General features: G+C 70.7%; 12 protein-coding genes. 5 read left to right on the forward strand and 7 right to left on the reverse strand.

Annotated features, from left to right (window positions below; translation table 11 throughout):
• Positions 1–12: 12 nt before the first annotated feature.
• A complete protein-coding gene (locus tag B0I31_RS32200; RefSeq protein ID WP_106619163.1) occupies positions 13–2,094 on the reverse strand; it encodes a hypothetical protein in 2,082 nt (693 codons plus the stop codon).
• Positions 2,095–3,012: 918 nt separating this feature from the next.
• On the opposite strand from B0I31_RS32200, the gene B0I31_RS32205 reads away from it, so the two are divergent.
• Positions 3,013–4,158 (forward strand): sensor histidine kinase, encoded by a 1,146-nt coding sequence (locus B0I31_RS32205; RefSeq protein ID WP_106619164.1) that lies wholly within the window; start codon positions 3,013–3,015, stop codon positions 4,156–4,158.
• Positions 4,155–4,805, forward strand: coding sequence for a response regulator (locus B0I31_RS32210; RefSeq protein ID WP_106619165.1), 651 nt, complete (start codon positions 4,155–4,157; stop codon positions 4,803–4,805). The genes B0I31_RS32205 and B0I31_RS32210 overlap by 4 nt, the downstream gene beginning before the upstream one ends.
• A gap of 84 nt (positions 4,806–4,889) precedes the next feature.
• On the opposite strand, the gene B0I31_RS32215 is transcribed toward B0I31_RS32210, so the two are convergent.
• Both B0I31_RS32215 and B0I31_RS32220 read right to left on the reverse strand, forming a co-directional pair.
• Complete coding sequence (locus tag B0I31_RS32215) at positions 4,890–5,276, reverse strand: HNH endonuclease (protein ID WP_219910896.1); 387 nt, start codon at positions 5,274–5,276, stop codon at positions 4,890–4,892.
• 117 nt (positions 5,277–5,393) lie between these two features.
• Positions 5,394–5,954 (reverse strand): hypothetical protein, encoded by a 561-nt coding sequence (locus B0I31_RS32220; RefSeq protein ID WP_106619167.1) that lies wholly within the window; start codon positions 5,952–5,954, stop codon positions 5,394–5,396.
• 205 nt (positions 5,955–6,159) lie between these two features.
• Here B0I31_RS32220 and B0I31_RS32225 point away from each other — a divergent pair, with 205 nt between their 5' ends.
• Entirely contained in the window at positions 6,160–6,759 is a 600-nt protein-coding gene (locus B0I31_RS32225; RefSeq protein WP_106619222.1) for a TetR/AcrR family transcriptional regulator, read from the forward strand.
• Between the two features lie 21 nt (positions 6,760–6,780).
• On the opposite strand, the gene B0I31_RS32230 is transcribed toward B0I31_RS32225, so the two are convergent.
• Positions 6,781–7,632 carry an amidohydrolase family protein gene (locus B0I31_RS32230; protein ID WP_245950598.1) on the reverse strand — a complete coding sequence of 284 codons (852 nt, stop codon included), beginning with the start codon at positions 7,630–7,632 and terminating at the stop codon, positions 6,781–6,783.
• Between the two features lie 205 nt (positions 7,633–7,837).
• On the opposite strand from B0I31_RS32230, the gene B0I31_RS32235 reads away from it, so the two are divergent.
• Positions 7,838–8,689 (forward strand): trypsin-like serine protease, encoded by an 852-nt coding sequence (locus B0I31_RS32235; protein ID WP_106619169.1) that lies wholly within the window; start codon positions 7,838–7,840, stop codon positions 8,687–8,689.
• Between the two features lie 99 nt (positions 8,690–8,788).
• On the opposite strand, the gene B0I31_RS32240 is transcribed toward B0I31_RS32235, so the two are convergent.
• The 3 genes from B0I31_RS32240 to B0I31_RS32250 form a co-directional block, all read right to left on the reverse strand.
• Positions 8,789–10,267 carry a type 1 periplasmic-binding domain-containing protein gene (locus tag B0I31_RS32240; RefSeq protein WP_106619170.1) on the reverse strand — a complete coding sequence of 493 codons (1,479 nt, stop codon included), beginning with the start codon at positions 10,265–10,267 and terminating at the stop codon, positions 8,789–8,791.
• Complete coding sequence (locus B0I31_RS32245; protein WP_219910897.1) at positions 10,258–12,162, reverse strand: hypothetical protein; 1,905 nt, start codon at positions 12,160–12,162, stop codon at positions 10,258–10,260. The genes B0I31_RS32240 and B0I31_RS32245 overlap by 10 nt, the downstream gene beginning before the upstream one ends.
• Positions 12,163–12,334: 172 nt before the next feature.
• Positions 12,335–13,351 carry an alpha/beta fold hydrolase gene (locus tag B0I31_RS32250; RefSeq protein ID WP_181320611.1) on the reverse strand — a complete coding sequence of 339 codons (1,017 nt, stop codon included), beginning with the start codon at positions 13,349–13,351 and terminating at the stop codon, positions 12,335–12,337.
• Between the two features lie 387 nt (positions 13,352–13,738).
• Between B0I31_RS32250 and B0I31_RS32255 the strand changes: the two genes are divergently transcribed.
• Positions 13,739–17,152, forward strand: a complete 3,414-nt coding sequence (locus tag B0I31_RS32255) for a ThuA domain-containing protein (protein WP_106619173.1) — start codon at positions 13,739–13,741, stop codon at positions 17,150–17,152.
• Positions 17,153–17,181 lie beyond the last annotated feature (29 nt).

The following is a 17,181-nucleotide window of genomic DNA, read 5'->3' on the forward strand; positions in this document are numbered from 1 at the left end:
TCAGCCGGAGAACTACGCGGGGCGGGGACGGCTCAGCGGTTGCGCCTCCGGGGTCGGCAGAGGTGCCACCCGGGCCCGGTCGGACGTGTCCACCGAGGAGCGGGAAGAGGGCTCGGCCGAGCCCGACGACGGCGAGGCGTCGTAGAAGGTGCCTACCACGTCCACCAGGACGTGGCTGCGGCCCGCGTTGTTGTAGACGTGGAAACCGTAATCGGGGCCGATCATGGTCTGCACGGCGTTGGGCACGACCGTCCCGGCGGCCGGGTTGAGGTTGGACGTGTTGGGGCGGGTCACCCCGGTGTAGCCCGCGGGCCACACGGTCAGGTAGGTGGACGCGGTCGGCTCGACGGCGGTGACGTTGGTCGCCAGCGCCCAGGTCTGGTCGTGGACGAGGGAGTCGGGCGCGATGATCGTCGCGGTGGTGGCCGGGCCGAGCGCGGACGGCCAGCCCTGACCCGCGCGGGTGTCGGCGATCCGGTTGGGCACGACGGGTTCGAAGCGCAGCCCACCCGGCAGCGAGGCGTCGTCGTAGAACCCGACGATGTCCACGATGACGTGGGTGTCCTGACTGGTGTAGACGCCGATGGACGGCAGGCCCGACCCGCTGCCGCAGTCCCAGCAGCCCATGCTGGGCACCACCGCGAAGTTCGTCACGGTGGTGTTGGCCGCGTAGTTCAGCGCGGACGTGTCGGGCCGGCTGTACTCGGAGCCGTTCCACGCGGTGAGGAAGCCCGCGGCCTTCGGCTCGGTGGCGGTGATGTTGACCGCGAACGCCCGGATCTTCGGGTTGATCGTGGCGTCCCAGTTCGCGGTCACGTTGATGTAGTAGCCCGCCGGCATCCGGCCGATGCCCCGCTCACGGGTGTCGGCCAGGCGCACCGGCCTGGCCAGCGCCTGGTACTGCCCGCCCGTGTACCCCTGGCGACCCTTGGAGTAGTAGCCGTTGACGTCGGCGACGAGGTGGACGGGCGCACCGTGGTTGTAGAGGTTGACCGCGCCGTCCGCGCCCACCTTCACCGTGACCGAGTTGGCACCGGTCCAGCCGGGCGTGTAGTTCAGCGAGGAGACGGTCGGTCGCGGCACGCCGGTGGGGTAGACGGAGATGTGGCCCGAGCCGACCGGTTCGGTGACGGTCACGTTGAGCACGACGGTCGACGCCTCGGCCGGCACACCGCCCCGGCCGCTCAGCTGCAGGCGCAGCGCCTGACCCGGGCCGACCCGGATCGCGGGCGCGCCGAGACCGGAGCGGGTGTCCAGCACGCGGGTGGGCGCGAGCGGGTAGTAGGTGCCCTCGTCGGTGCGCGCGTCGTAGCCCTCCAGCGACAGCAGGCGCCTGACGCTGCCCGCGACGGAGTCCTCCAGCAGCGTCAGCACCGCCGTCTGCTCGCCGAACGCGGTGGCCGTGGGCGTGACGGTCAGGGCGCACTTCTGCCCGTAGGACAGGGTGTTGCCCGTACAGGTGTTCCCGGTGATCCGGAACGCGTCGGGGTTCGCGCCCGACAGCGACGCCGCGCCGAAGGTCGTCGGCAGGGTGCCGTTCACCTCGACCGGGACCTCCATCGGAGTGCCCTGCTGCTCCGCCGGCTGCCGCCCGAACTGCAGGCGGTAGTCCCGGCTGTCGGTGGCCTGGTAGCCGATGCTGGACTGGAACCGGATCTCGCCCTTGGCGACCTGGCGGGTGCCGTCGCACTGCATCGAGTAGTCGGCCGCGAACGCGGTGAACTGACCGTTGCTCTCGTCGTAGACCGCCTCGTGGACGTTGAGCGTGCCCGACGTCGCCGCCGCGCCCTCACATCCCTGGCCGTCACCACCGATGTTGAAGATGGTCACCGAGTCCGACGTGTAGAAGCCGGTCTTCGCCGGGTACGCCCGGCCCGCCTCGAACCGCGTCCCGTTGGGCGGGGACACGTTGAGGTTGTGGTGATGGCCGGTGGTGGACGCCATCATCGACAACGCGTACCCGTTGGCGTTCTGCTGGTAGACGTTCACCGTGCTCCGGGATCTCTCGTACGAGAAGTTCCCGTCGATGTACCCGAAGCCCGCGAAGTGCACCGACAAGGCCGTGTACGGCGCCGCGGGCGGCTCCGCGGCCACTGCGGCAGGCGCAGTGGCTACCAGTGTCGACGCCACGAGCAGCGCGGCGACGCAGGCTCCAACGCCACGGGAAGTACGCAAAGGGTCCCCCAGTCGAAGTGTGATGACAGGAGGAAAACCCCATGTCCCGCGCAGGATAGGGAATCAGGCCGGCGCGGGGCAACGAACTTCACGACGAACCCACCCAACCCCAACCGCGCCGCCGCCCCCCACGCCCACCCTCGCCCTCCGCCCTCATGGTTGGGGTTCGGGTTGGGGCTTTAAAAGATCAAAAGATTAAAAGCGTCCTCGCCGGACGGGCAGATCAGCAGGATGACCCCAACTACCCCTGGATCTCCCGACCCAGCGTGGTCCCGGGCTTCGTGTCATCCCACCGACCTCCCTCCGGGCTACCACACGCGTCAAGAGGGCGCCCACAGTTGACGCCGCAGGCAAAGGTGAACCAGCCCTCTTGACACGTGCGGTAGGGCTACGCCAGGTCGGCGGGATGACACGAACCCCTACCTTGAGAAAGTCGAAGTGCATCGCAGCCGCACACGCCCCAGACCCGCTCGACCCCGCGCCCGCCGGCGACCCCCGCGCCGTGCCACTGGCACGTCCTTCTTCCCAAAGGAGGGCTTCGTGTCATCCCGCCGACCTGGCTTTGCCCTACCGCACGTGTCAAGGGCGGCGCGTCCACCTCTGCCTACAACTTCACTGGGACCGCGCGCCGCCCTTGACGCGTGTGGTAGCCCGGAGGGAGGTCGGTGGGATGACACGAAACCCGGACCCACAACGCAACAGGGCATGACGGAGGCAGTTGGGGTCATCCTGCTGATCTGCCCGTCCGGCGAGGACGCTTTCAAGCTTTTCAAGCTTTTCAAGCTACGCCGTCGATCGCACACCGGACCCCGGACGGCTGGCGCTAAGCTCGGCCCGGTGATCGGAGTTCGGCGGGTCCCGGAGCTCTGGCGCCGGCACACGCTCTGGTACCCCCTGACCTATCCCCTGACCGGATTGGCGCTCTTCGCGGGGTCGCTCCTGCCCGCGCTCCACGCGCAGGGCACGCGGTTCGGTGGTGTGCCGGACCGTCCGTTCGACGCACTGGCCATCGTCGCCATCGCCCTGCAATCCGTTCCGCTCGCCACGTGCCGCCGGTGGCCGGTCGCGTCCTTCACCCTGGTATCGCTGGGTTTCGCGGTCGACCAGCTGCGCGGCTACCACACGTTCGCGGGGGCGGCGCTCGCGATCGTGTTGTTCACCACGGCGGCACGGTTGGAGCGGGGGCGGCGGCTTGTCGCGGTCGCGTTCTCCATGGTTTACGTGGTGCTCGCGTCGCTGTTCCCGTTGCTGGGCGGCGGAGAGCCGTTGACCGGGTTCGTGACGTTCTACCTGGCGCTGGTGCTGCTGTGGGCCCTCGGGGCGTGGCTGCGCGCCACCAGGGCCGCGGAGGCCGAGCGGCGGCGCCGGGTCGCCGAGGACACCCGCACCGCCGAGCGCACCCGCATCGCCCGCGAGCTGCACGACGTCGTGACGCACCACGTGACGGCGATGGTCGTGCAGGCCGAGGCCGCCCGGTACCTGACCGCGAAACCGGAGCGGCTCGACGAGTCGCTCACCGCCGTCACCGACACCGGGCGGCAGGCGCTCACCGACCTCCGGCACCTGCTCGACGTGCTCAACCCCGACCACGGCACGCCGTCCGCCGGCGGTCTGCGCACGCTCGTGGAGCGGACCCGCCGCGCCGGCCAACCGGTCGAGTTCACCGAGAACGGCACGGCGGAGCCGGGCGGCAGCGCGGGACCGGTGGCGTACCGGGTCGTGCAGGAGGCCCTGACCAACGCCCTCAAGCACGCCCGCGGCAGCCGCACCGACGTCCGGGTCCACCACGGCGAACGGGAGACCACCGTGGAGGTCAGCACGGACCCCGCCACCGTGCCGACCGACTCCCCCGGCGGCAGCGGACGCGGCCTGGCCGGTCTGCGCGAACGGGTCGGCGTGCTGGGCGGCGACTTCAGCGCGGTCGAGCGCGCCGACGGCGGCTTCCACGTGCGCGCCCGCATCCCCGCGGAGCACCGGTCGTGATCCGGGTCCTCGTCTGCGACGACCAGGTGCTCGTCCGCACGGGCCTCGTCACGATCATCGACGCCCAGCCGGACCTCGAAGTGGTCGGGGACTGCGGTGACGGGCAGGCAGCGGTCGACCTCGGGCGCCGACTGGAACCGGACGTCGTGGTGATGGACGTCCGCATGCCGGTGCTCGACGGCATCGCCGCCACCCGGCTGCTCGCGGGCGCCGAGGTGGCGCGGCCGGTGAAGGTGCTCGTGGTGACCACGTTCAACCTGGACGAGTACGTGTACGAGGCGCTACGGGCCGGAGCGAGCGGGTTCCTGCTCAAGGACGCGCCACCGGACCGGCTGCTGCACGGGATCCGGACGGTGGCGTCGGGCGCGGCGCTGCTCGACCCGGACGTGACGCGTGAGCTGGTCGGCAGGTTCGCCACCCGCATCCGGCCCGCGACGCCCACCCCGCACGACACCCCGCTCACGCCGCGCGAGCTGGAGGTCCTGCACCTCATCGCGGACGGCCTGTCCAACGCCGAGATCGCCGCCCGGCTGGTGCTCAGCCCGGAGACCGTGAAGACGTTCGTGTCACGCATCCTCGCCAAGCTCGGCCTGCGCGACCGCGTCCAAGCCGTCGTCTACGCGTACCGTCGCGGCCTGGTCAGCTGACCACCCACCAGCTCCCCTCGACCACATCGGACAGTCCTCTGTGGTCGATCAGCCCTCATCCCACGAACGCACCGGCTCCCGGGGTCAGGTCGCGGACACGTCGGAGGTGGTGCCCGGCGAGCCCGCGAACCGCGCCGCCAGTTCGGCGTTGACCTCCACGTGCCGGAGCAGGAACGCCCGCTCGTCCAGCCGCTTGCGCCGCAGCCAGCCGGTCACCTCGGTGTTGCACTTGCTCGCGTTGCAGGATCCGCACGCCGGCACGATGTTGTCCAGCGTGTACCGCCCGCCGCGCGACAGCGCCTGCACGCAGTCCTTCTGGAGGGGCACGCCGGTAGCCCCGCAGTAGGCGCACCCACCCCAGGCGGCCTTGAGCGCGGTCCACTCCTCCGGGGAGAGGTCGTGCTCGACGCGCTCCATCCGGCGCTTCCGCTTGCGCGCCGCACGTACCCTCCTGCTCCCACCGACGGCCATGCGCGGACCTTACGCCCGTCGCCTCCGCCGAGCGGGCAGACCCGCCGCTCAGACCGAGGCGCGGTAACGCTCGAACCGCCGGCCGTGCCCCACGAGCGGCTCGTTCCGGTCTCCGGGTCAGCCGCGGTTCTCGGCGGCACGGCCGAGGCGCAGGGCCGAGACGAGGAAGAAGATGCCGCCCACGGTCGCGTAGCCCGCGATGCTCGCGAGCGACGAGTTCGCCGCCGACGCCATCGCGATGAACGACGCACCGGCCAGCACCGAGATGCCCCCGCTGAGGATCATCGGCCACTGCCCGCCCAGCTCACGCCGCCCGACGCCCACGATCAGCTGGACGAGGCCCGACACGATCGCCCAGGCACCCCACACGCGCAGGACGGCGGGTACGCCGGAGGCGCCGGCGAGGGCGATGCCGACCGCGGCGAGCAGGCTGATCGCGACGTTCACGTACAACCCGCGAACCGGTCCGGTGGCGCGAGCGGACCTGGCGTCCACGACGGCCGCGCCCACGTCGAACAGCGGGTAGAGGACGAGCAGCGCGATGGTCGCCGGCCCGAGGTCCGACTTGGTGACGAACAGCAGCGCGGCCCAGGCGACGGCGAAGCCGAAGCGCACGAAGTACAGCCTGCGCAGCGCGGCCGCGATGCGGTCGGTGGTGGACGGGGCGACGGTGGTCACGGTGATCCTCTCGGAGGGCGGGCGGTCGCGGCTTCCTCCGCCACCACACCGCAAGTGAGTAGAACGTTCGTTACACCTCGCAGCCTGCCTCGCCGCACGACCTCATGTCAAGACCGAACGTTCTATCTATCACCGACACCTCCGCCGGACGACACCGAACGTTCTCCCCGCTAGGCTCGACCCCACGAAACGGGAGGTGACGAGCGTGTCCGAAGCGCGATCCCGGCTGCTGGCCACGGCGAGCCGCCTGTTCTACTCGGAAGGGCTGCACTCCGTGGGCATCGACCGGATCGTCTCCGAGGCGTCCGTGACCCGCGCCACGCTCTACCGGCACTTCCCGAGCAAGGACGAACTCGTGGTCGCCTACCTGAGCGAGGCCGACCGGGTGATCCGCACCCAGGTCGAGGCCGCCCGGACCACGGACCTCGCCCCGGACGACGCCGTCCGCGCGGTCGCCCGCTCGATCGCCGACGGCATCCGGTCGTCCGGGTTCCGCGGCTGCGCGTTCCTCAACGCCGCGGCGGAATACCCCGACCCCGACCACCCGGCGCACCAGGCCGTCGTCGGCCACCGTCAGTGGTTCCTGCGGACCGTCACGGAACTGGTGGCGCAGACCGGGTGTGCCGAACCCGAGCCGGCGGCCAGGCACTTCGTGATGCTCCGGGACGGCGCGATGGCGGCCGGCTGCCTCTCCGACCCGGACCCGGTCTGCGAGACGTTCCTCCTCGGCGTCGACGACCTGCTGGCGCACCGGAACACCCCCGGCGCGACCCGAAGCGCGAAGGCATCCCGCCGCACTTCCTGAGGCCCGCCGACGCCGGCACGGCTATCGGCCGTTGCCCAACCGGTACACGCGGGCTGCCGTGCCGCCGAAGATCCGGTCCCGTTCCCCCGCGGAACACCCGTCGAGGAGTTCCGCGGCGGTGGCGAACACCCGTTCGTAGTCGGCGGCCAGCAGGCAGACCGGCCAGTCGGAGCCGACCATGAGCCGGTCGGGACCGAACGCCTCCAGCGCGACCTCGACGTACGGCCGCAGGTCGGCCGCGGTCCACCGCGCCCAGTCCGCCTCCGTGACGAGACCGGACACCTTGGCCACCACGTTCGGTTCGGCCGCCAACACCGCCAGGCGGTCCGCCCAGGGCCGGAGCACGCGACCGGCGATGTCCGGTTTGGACAGGTGGTCCAGCACGAACACCAGGTCCGGCACCGCACGCACGGCCTCCAGCGCCGCCGTCAGCTGGTGCGGCCGGGTCAGCAGGTCGTAGACGAGCCCGGCATCGCGCACCGCCCGCAACCCGGCCAGCACGTCGGGACGCACCAGCCACCCCGGGTCGGTCTCGGACTGCACCAGGTGCCGCACGCCCACGAGCCGGTCGCCGCCCGGCCCGCGGCGCAGCCGGTCCAGCTGCTCGGCGACGTCCGGAGCGGTGAGGTCCACCCACCCCACGACGCCCGCGACGAGCCCGGACTCCTCGGCCAGCACCAGGAACTCCGCCGTCTCGTCGACATCGGGGAGCACCTGGACCAGGACGGTGGCGTCCACCCCGGCCCGTTCGGTCACCGCGCGCAGGTCCGCCGGCCCGAAGTCACGTCGGATCGGCTCCAGGGCCGGGTCGTCGAGCCATTCCTGCGGCCGGGCGGAGAGGTACCAGAGGTGGTGGTGGGCATCGATCCTGATCACCGCGCTCGCTCCTCCACTGCCTCGGGTGCCGCAGCGGGAAGCGTAGTGCGACCGCGGCCTGGCGGGACACCGCCGACCCGGGAACCGGGCGGTCATCGGACCCCGCGTTCCCTGGCATCTGTGAACCACCGCGGTCCGGTGTCATCCGGGCGCTCGAAGCGGTTGAATTCCGGATCTACGCCGCTCGGAGCAAGGAGTGCACATGCGCACAGCAACCGTGGCCGCGGCAGTGGTCGCCCTGGCCACCGTGACCGCCCTGCCCGCTTCCGCGATCAACACCTACAACGCCGTACCCGCCCCGGAGCGCACCGAGGTCGGCGCCCTGGTCGCGACCTGGGACAACGACGACAACCCCGCCACGCCGGACCGCGTCGACTGGGTGTGCAGCGGCACGATGGTCGACGCCGACACGTTCCTCACCGCGGCGCACTGCGTCGACGGTTGGCCGTCGAACGTCAAGTTCTACGTATCACTGCTCCAAGACGTCCAGTCCGCGCTCGACACCGCGACGGGAACCCCGGCGCAGAAGGCGGCGTCGGTCGGCGTGCAGGGCGTGGCCCACGGCGACCCGGCCTACCCGGGCAACGCCGCCGATTCCCACGACATCGCGGTGGTCGAGGTGCCCGCCAAGCAGATGGCGTCGCGCTGGACCTTCAAGCCCGCCACCCTCCCGACCGCCGGCAAGCTCGACACGATGGGTCCGAGGGCACTCGACGCCACCGACTTCACCGTCGTCGGCTACGGCACGGAAGAAGCCCAGAACGGCCCCGGCGGCCACACCCACCCCGGCGGCGGCGTGCGGATGAAGGCCCCGCTGGGCTTCAACGCGCTCAACAACACCTGGCTGCGGCTGTCGATGATCGAGGCGCAGGGCAACGGCGGCGCGTGCTACGGCGACTCGGGCGGTCCGAACTTCGCCACGATCGACGGCAAGCACACCCTCGTGGCGACCACCATCACCGGCGACGCCCCGTGCTACGCGACCAACGTCGTGTACCGCCTGGACACCCCCTCGGCCCGCTCGTTCCTCGCACGCTTCGTCGCCCTGCCGTAACACCGACAACCACACAGCGCTGGTTCCCCACTTCGGGAACCAGCGCTGATCACCCGCACACTCGTGCACCCGCAGGCCGCGCCGCGGGGTGGTGCGGGCTCAGGACCTGGCGATGTCGGCGAACCCGGCCGTGCCATCGGGTTGGACCCGCATGATCGGCACCACCTTGGCGATCGGTGAACCGTGCCCGTCGAAGGAGAGCCAACCGCTCGCGCCCGGCACGGCGTTCTCGCCGTGCAGGCGGTTCTGCACCTGGAGCAGGTCTTCCGGGGACACCAGGCGGCCGGGTGGTTTGCCGGCGAACCGGGTCGTGCGCACCGCGGTCAGCACGGCGTCGTAGGCCATGATGGCGCTGGCGTCGTCGAGCGTGTCGTTCCGGAACAGCAGCGGGAAGCAGACCGTGCAGATCTGGTCGCGCAGGTAGTACGTCGACTGGGCGTCGAACTCGGCGGGGGCGGCCCGCCATGCGTCGGGGTGCGCGAGCGCCGTGAAGCGCACGTCGATTCCCGCGTCCGCCGCCCGCCGCGCCAGGTCTCCGGGGAACGCGACCACGGAGAGGTCGTCGCCGGTCAGGATCCTGATGGGGTGATCCTTGCACTTCCGCTCGACCAGCTGCGCCACCAGCATCAGGAGGTGTTGGCCGCGGCCCGCGAAGTACAGGACGCCCGGTCTGGCGGTGCAGATGTTCGGAACCATCTGGAGGAAGGTGTTCGCGACCCCGCCCAGCCGGGAGTCGAAGAACTCGGTCTGCCCCGCGAAGCTGTGGTCGACGTCGACGAAGGTGGTCGAGAACGATTCCGCGAGGGTCTTCGCGTAGAGCTCGTCCTCGGTGTCGTCCTGGATCAGCATCGCGGTCCGGGTGTTCGCTTTGACGTGGGTCGCGGCGGCACGGGCCTGAGCCGCGTTCGTCGGCGCCATGTTCACCAGGCCGTCGATGTCCCTCAGGTCGTCGGAGGTGAGCGTCGAGGCGAACAGGGGGATCTTCGCCTCGGACAGCCGCACCATCGCGTCGCGGGACGTGGCCAGGCTCAGCCCGATACCGGTGACCGCCACGAGGTGGTCCGACGTGGTCCGCCTGCGTTCCAGCTCGGCGACGACCGGCTGCCACCGCGCCAGCCCGCTGCCCGGGTTGGCCAGCAGCAGCCGGATCAGGGGTCGGTCCCCGGTGGCGACGTCGTGGTTGGCGCGGTACTGCGCGACGTAGGCGCCCTGGAGGTGGTGCCTGACCCACTCGACGGGCGTCGTGTCGTTGTCCGTCAACGTCATCGGAATCATCAGGGCGATGCTGACGAACGGCTCCCCCGAGGCGACGACAGCCTCGTTCTCGGCGCGTACCAGGCCCTGGATCTCCGCCAGTTCCGGCGCGAAGACGTAACTGCCGTCCGTGACACCGACGCACTCCCCCGTGTCCGTCCTCGTCACGCCGTCCGCGCACCGGCCGGCAGACCGGAGCACGGTCGGCACCACGACCGCCGCCGCGACGAGTGCCAGCACGACACCGGCCGCGAGCCACCACTTGGGCTTGCGCCAGGGCGGACGCGGGACCGGGGGGATGTCCGGCTGTCGTTCTACCTCCACTGCGCGTACTCCTCCACACGGTCCCGCAGGACGATCGCGCCCTCGCCACGGGCCTGTCCGGCGATGAGTTCCACGCTCGCGGCGATGGTGGGCCTGAGGCGCTCCGCCGGGTCACCCGTCGGGTCCTGCTGCAACCAGCGCGCCACGACCAGCCTGGGCAGCACGCCGCCCACGTCCAGGTCGGCGATGAGGCCCTCGACCTGCTCGCGCGGCTCCTGGTCCTTCGGCAGCCGGTTCGGCGCGGTCGTGATCGCCTCGAAGTCGTCGATCCACGCCCACGCCGCCGCGCGGTCCAGCGGTGCGCGCAGCATCCCGTCGAGGTGCCGCACCACCGCGTCGACGTCACCCAGCGCCAAGCCGTGGTACAGCGCGTCGACCGGGCGCTGGTTCTCCAGGTGGTACCGGCGGTAGCGGGAGTGCACCTTGTCCCAGCTGTCGCGGTGGTCGTCCGGCCGTTCCGCGAGGCGGTGCAGCAGGACGTGGCGCAGCCAGGGTTGCAGGACCAGTCGCGTCGGCTCGCCGTCCGCCCGGTCCAGGAGGAAGTTGTTGACCAGCTTGGCGCCCAGCGCTTCCGCGGACCGGAGCGGACCCGCACCCGAAGTGGGTGTGCCGACCGGGAGGCCGAGATCCCGCGCGGCGCTCGCCACGGTCAGGTCGTCCACCTCCGCCCGGCTGATCCCGCCGTCCAGCAACAGGTACCGCTCGCCGCGGTCCACGAGCGTCGTGGTCCGGTCGCCGTCCCCGTGGGTGATGGTGAACAACGTGCGCAGCATCTCCACAGGTGCCTCTCGCGGCAGTCCGCGGGCCACCTCGACCACCTGGTGCACCGCCCACGGGAGCCCTCCGGTCAGCCGGTGCACGAAGGTAGGCGCCTTGGCCAGGATCGACTCCTGGTGGACCTCGGGCCGGGCACCGCGGGCGTCCCTCCCGGACAGCTCGCCCACCCGCACCAGGAACCACGGTGGCTCAGGGGGCACGCCTCGCTCCAGCACCTGCGTCACGCCCGCCGCACCGGACGGGAGCGGCAGGTCGGCGAACCTGGTGGCGGGGATCCCCGGGCGCTGCCACTGGACGTCCCACGCCGAGTCCCACTGGCCGCCGGCCGCGACGACGGCCATCGGGTCCGGTCCCCGGTCGGCCGTGGCGGCGAGCACCTTCAGGAACTCCCGACCCGCGGGCAGGTGGATGTTGTCGAGCAGCACCAGGCAGTTCGCCGTGCGCCGGTTGCGGTCGAACCACCCGCTGAAAGCCGCCCGCAGGTCGGCCCGGAACGCCCTGGCGACCACGCGGTCGACCACTTCCCGGCCGACCGCGCCATCGCCGACCGCTTCCCGCAGCGCCACCATGACGTCCCTGGCGTCGCCCTGGCCGCGCGACACCGTCCCCAACCGCCGCAACACCCGCCGCCGGTTCGCGATGTCGATCACCTTCAACAGGGCGTCGACCGCCGACAGCCACTGGCTCGAGCCCAGCGCCAGGTCCAGGACGGGTCGGACCAGTTCGCTCACCACGCGCGCGTCCTGACCGGGCGGCGGGCTCTCCGGGCTGCTCGTCCCGTCCGCCGCGACGCTCACCGCCGTGCAGATGTCGACCAACGGGAAGGGCAACCTGCCGAACTGCGGGCAGTACCGGCGGAGCCCGCGGGCGAGGCGGCGGAACGCCTCCGCCGGAGTGATGTCGACCGGCACCGCCGCGAAGTCCAGCAGCACGCGTGGCACGCGGTCGGCGTACCTGGCGTCGGCATCCTCCAGCAACGCCGTCTTCCCCGCGCCTCGCGGGCCCACGAGGACGACCACGGGCAGCGCTCGGCTCAGCTTGCCAGGACGTTCCAGCACCATCGCGACGAGCTCTCTGACTTCCCGCGCTCCGACCGAGCCGGATCTGCCTGCCGACATGCAGCCCTCGAAGTTCCGTCAACGAAAAGAGCTGAACCGATCGTGAAGATAATCCCCCTGTGGCCAATTCGTCCACCCCGCGGTTTTCAATCCCGAAATCTGCGGACACCCCGATTCGCAATGACGTGGAATGTCCGACCGACCCCGGAAAACCAATCCTCCGAACACCCGGTCACCGACCGCGCACGACATTTTCGGCAAGCACACGTCCTGGCCGGAGGAGGAACTCGGCGAGGATCGGGCTCACCCGGGCGGGGTCGTCTTCGTGCACGTTGTGCCCGGCACCCGGGACCACCCTGACCTCCGCGCCGGGGATGCGCCTGCCGTACTCGTGGGCGTAGGAGGCGGGCAGCCACCGGTCATCCTGTCCCCAGACGACGAGCGTGCGGGCGGTGATGCCACCCAGGCCCTGTTCGATCGGGCCGAAGTCCTGGTTGCGGACGAGGTCGACGAAGGCCGCTCGGCGCTCCGGCCTGGACAGCCACGCCCAGGTCTCGTCGACCACCTCCGCGTCGACCCGTTCCCGATGGGCGAACGCCGAGCGCAGGCTGGTCTCGAAGTCCGTGCGGCGCATCAACTTCACCGCCGCCTCTCCCACCACCGGCACGTCGAACAGCGCGGTCTGCGACGCCGGTTCCTCGTCCAGGCCGGGCGAGTCCAGGAGCACGAGCCTGTCCACCCGCTGCGGGTGACGCTCCACGAACGACAGGCTCCACGCACCGCCCCACGAATGCCCGACCAGCGACGCGCGCTCGACACCCACCGCGTCCAGGAACGAGCCGAGGGCATCCGCCATCGCCGGGAACGTGTACGGGAAGCCGTCCACCGCCTCGGTGTAACCCTGACCCGGCAGGTCGACCGCGTAGACGGTGTGGTTCTCCGCCAGCACGGGAATGGTGTCCCGGAAGGAGTACAACCACTGGGCGCCACCCGCGACCAACACCACCGGCGTGCCCTGCCCGGTCTTGGTGTAGTGGAATCGCGCTACCGGACTGTCGACGTACAAGGACTCGACGCGGTCCAGGTACGGCGACCGATAACCTTCCACTGCGGGCGGCTGCCACACGTACGCCACGAACAGCACCGCCGCCACGAGCACCGCGACGGCCCCGGCCGACCACCGGGGCCCACGTCGCCGGCGGGCCGGCCGCTCGGCCGGGGTGGACGGTGTCTCGTCGACCGCGATCATGACGTGATCTCCTTCGTCTGCGGGAAGTCCTCGCGTCATCGGACGGAGTGGCGACCCTCGACGTGACAGCCGTCCACGTGACCTGGCTCATGCACCGCACAGCAGAGTTCTGGCGGCACGTTGGCGTATATCCGCCAAGGATCTACGGACTTTTGCGTTGACCTCGCCATATCCCTCACCTACGTTTCACCCTGCGGGACATCGACGTCGGGCACCTCGCGCCGAGTCGTGAACGGTCTGGCCCGACGCGCTCGTCGTCGACGAGTCGCCGTTCCAGCCGACCGCGCGCACGTCAGATGCCCGTTCGGTGATCGCCCCCGAAGGAGAGACGGCAATGCGACACGCACTGATACGACTACACTCAGTCATTTTTCTTCACTGATCGTGATGGGATTGGTGGTCCCGGTCGCGTCGGCGCATCCGGAGGGGTTCCACGTCCTGGTGTTCAGCAAGACCGCCTCCGGGGCGTACCGCCACGACTCGATCCCCGCGGGCATCGCGATGTTCGAGCAGCTCGCCGCCGACCGGCAGTGGGAGCTGACCAAGAGCGAGGACTCCGCGGTCTTCAACGACGCCGCGCTGGCGACGTTCGACGTCGTGGTCATGTTCCAGACCTCCGGCATGGTGTGGGACAACGACGCCCAGCGTGCCGCCGCGCAGAAGTACATGCGCAACGGTGGCGGCTACGTCACGATCCACAACGCCACCGACATGAACATCGAGCAGCAGTTCCCGTGGTGGGACCAGATGCTCGGGATGAGCATGACGGCGCACTCGGCGATCGTGCCGGGCACCGCCAAGGTCGCCGACCGGGTTCACCCGTCCGGCCGAGGACTTCCGGAGCGCTGGAACCGCACCGAGGAGTGGTACAACTTCGACCGCAACGCCCGCGGTGACGTGCACGTGCTGGTGACGGCCGACGAGACGACCTACGACGCCGGCGGGTCGAAGATGGGCGCCGACCACCCGATCTCCTGGTGCCGCAACTTCGAGGGCGGTCGCCTCTGGTCCACGGCGATGGGACACCAGGCGTCGAGCTACTCCGAGCCGCTGTTCCGCTCGCACATCGCGGGCGGCGTGGAGTCGGCGGGCGCCAAGGTGGCCGCCGACTGCGGCCCCACGGTGTGGTCCAGCTTCGAGAAGACCGAGCTGGACGGCAACACGGTCGGCCCGGCTGCGCTGGACGTGGCCCCGGACGGGCGCGTGTTCTACGCCGAGTACGGCGGCAAGGTGAAGGTCTACAAGCCGGACACCCGGGCCACGGTCACGGCCGCGACGCTGGATGTCTACACCGGCGGTGAGGACGGCCTGACCGGCCTCGCGCTCGACCCGAACTTCGCCACCACCAAGTGGGTCTACCTGATGTACTCGCCGCCCGGCACCGAACAGGTCGCCAGGGTCTCCCGGTTCACCGTCAACGGCGACGCGCTCGACCCGGCCGGCGAGAAGGTCGTGCTGACCGTGCCGTCGTCGCGGCAGGCCGAACCGGAGCACACCGGCGGCTACCTCGCGTTCGGCCCGAACGGCAACCTCTACATCGGCACCGGCGACGACGTGAACCCGTTCGCCTCGGACGGCTACGCGCCGATCGACGAGCGCTCGGGCCGGGCCCGGTACGACGCGCAGGGCACCTCGGCCAACACCAACGACCTGCGCGGCAAGATCCTGCGCGTCCACCCCGAGTCGGACGGCACCTACACCGTCCCGTCCGGCAACCTGTTCGCGCCCGGCACGGCCCGGACGCGGCCCGAGATCTACGCCATGGGCTTCCGCAACCCGTTCCGGTTCAGCGTGCACCCCACCACCGGCGCGATCTACGCCGCCGACTACGGCCCCGACTCGGGCTCGGACAACTCCAGTCGCGGCCCCGGTGGGCTGGTGGAGTGGAACGTGATCAACTCGCCGGGCAACTACGGCTGGCCGTACTGCATCGGCAACAACACCCCGTTCAACGACTACGACTTCGCCGCCGGCACCTCGGGCGCCAAGTTCGACTGCGCCAGGCCCACCAACAACTCCCCCAACAACACCGGCCTGACCAACCTGCCCGCGGCGCGCGCCGCGGACGTCTGGTACGGCAACAGCGTCTCGGAGGGCCACAAGTTCCCGGAGCTGGGTGACGGCGGCGAGGCTCCGATGGCGTTCCCGATCTACCGGTACAACGCGAACAACCCGTCCGAGACCAAGTTCCCCGCTTACTTCGACCAGACGCCGTTCTTCGGCGAGTGGGCCCGCAGCACGATGTTCGAGTTCCGGCTCGACTCGGCCGGGAAGCTGCTGAAGATCAACAGGTTCCTGTCGAACCTGAGCTTCAAGTCCCCGATGGACGCCAAGTTCGGCCCGGACGGCTCGCTGTACCTGCTGGAGTGGGGCAGCGGTTTCGGCCGCGACAACACCGACTCCGGGCTCTACCGCATCGACTACCGCTCCGGTGACCGCAGCCCGGTCGTGAAGGCCTCGGCCACGCCGTCCACCGGTGGCGTGCCGCTGACCGTGAAGTTCTCCAGCGCCGGAACCTACGACCCGGAGGGCGGCCAACTCGGCTACCGGTGGACGTTCGGCGACGGCGGCACGTCCACCGCGGCCAACCCCGAGCACACCTACACCGCACGCGGGAACTACAACGCCCAGCTCACCGTCACCGACCCGACCGGCAAGACCGGCGTGGCCAACGTGACGGTGACGGTCGGCAACACCGCGCCCACGGTGACCTTCACCGCTCCGGCGCACGGCGGGATGTTCGGCTGGGGCGACAGGATCCCCTACTCGGTCGCGGTGACCGACCCCGAGGACGGCACGATCGACTGCAACCGGGTGACCACGACGCCCGCCCTGGGCCACGACGAGCACGCGCACCCGATCACGTCGATCACCGGCTGCGCGGGTGAGCTCAACCCGCAGACCGACAGCGCGCACGCCGAGGGCAACTCCTTCTACGTCGCGGACGCCACCTACACCGACAACGGGGTCTCGGGCGGCACCGGGCTGACCGGCCGTGCGCAGGTGTTGTTGCAGCCCAAGCACAAGCAGGCCGAGTTCTTCACGGGCTCGTCCGGTGTGCGGGTGGTGTCGCAGACCGACGCCGAGGCCGACGCCCGGATCGGCGACATCAGCAACAACGACTGGGTCTCCTACCGCACGGTCAACTTCACCGGGATCGACCAGGTGTCGTTCCGGGTGTCCTCGCCGTCCGGCGGTGGCACGATCGAGCTGCGCGCCGGCTCACCGACAGGTGCCCTGATCGCCTCGGCACCGGTGGGCAGCACGGGCGGCTGGGACGACTACGTGAGCCAGCCCGCCGTGAACGTGACCAAGCCGAGCGGCACGGTCGAGCTGTTCATGGTGTTCAAGTCGAGCTCGAACAACTCGTTCGACGTCGACTCGATGACCTTCATCGGCCGGGGCGTGGCGTCGGGTGGCACCGGCGGCACCGGAAAGCAGATCACCGGCATCGGCAACAAGTGCGTCACGCCCAACCAGGGCAGCTCCGCGGACGGCACCGCCGTGCAGCTGTGGCCGTGTGCCGGCCACCCGTACCAGAAGTGGACCGTCGAGGGCAGCACGATCCGCACGCTCGGCAAGTGCATGGACCTCAACGGCACGTCCGCCGGTGACGGCACCGCCGTCCAGTTGCGCACCTGCACCGGTGCGGCCACGCAGAACTGGTCCGTGCAGTCGGACGGCACGATCCGCAACGGCGGCAAGTGCCTCGACGCCTACGGCGCCGGTTCGGCGGACGGCACCGCGCTGATCACCTGGACCTGCCACGGCGGGTCCAACCAGCGGTGGGCCCTGTCCTAGTGCCGACCGGGGTGGTGGCACCGGCGCAC

Source organism: Saccharothrix carnea, assembly GCF_003014735.1.
Lineage (GTDB): Bacteria > Actinomycetota > Actinomycetes > Mycobacteriales > Pseudonocardiaceae > Actinosynnema > Actinosynnema carneum.

Excerpts from the sequence above, each read along its gene's own strand:
- B0I31_RS32245 (WP_219910897.1), bottom strand. The coding sequence starts at position 12,162 with ATGTCGGCAGGCAGATCCGGCTCGGTCGGAGCGCGGGAAGTCAGAGAG.
- B0I31_RS32215 (WP_219910896.1), bottom strand. The coding sequence starts at position 5,276 with ATGGCCGTCGGTGGGAGCAGGAGGGTACGTGCGGCGCGCAAGCGGAAG.
- B0I31_RS32250 (WP_181320611.1), bottom strand. The coding sequence starts at position 13,351 with ATGATCGCGGTCGACGAGACACCGTCCACCCCGGCCGAGCGGCCGGCC.
- B0I31_RS32255 (WP_106619173.1), top strand. The coding sequence starts at position 13,739 with ATGGGATTGGTGGTCCCGGTCGCGTCGGCGCATCCGGAGGGGTTCCAC.
- B0I31_RS32235 (WP_106619169.1), top strand. The coding sequence starts at position 7,838 with ATGCGCACAGCAACCGTGGCCGCGGCAGTGGTCGCCCTGGCCACCGTG.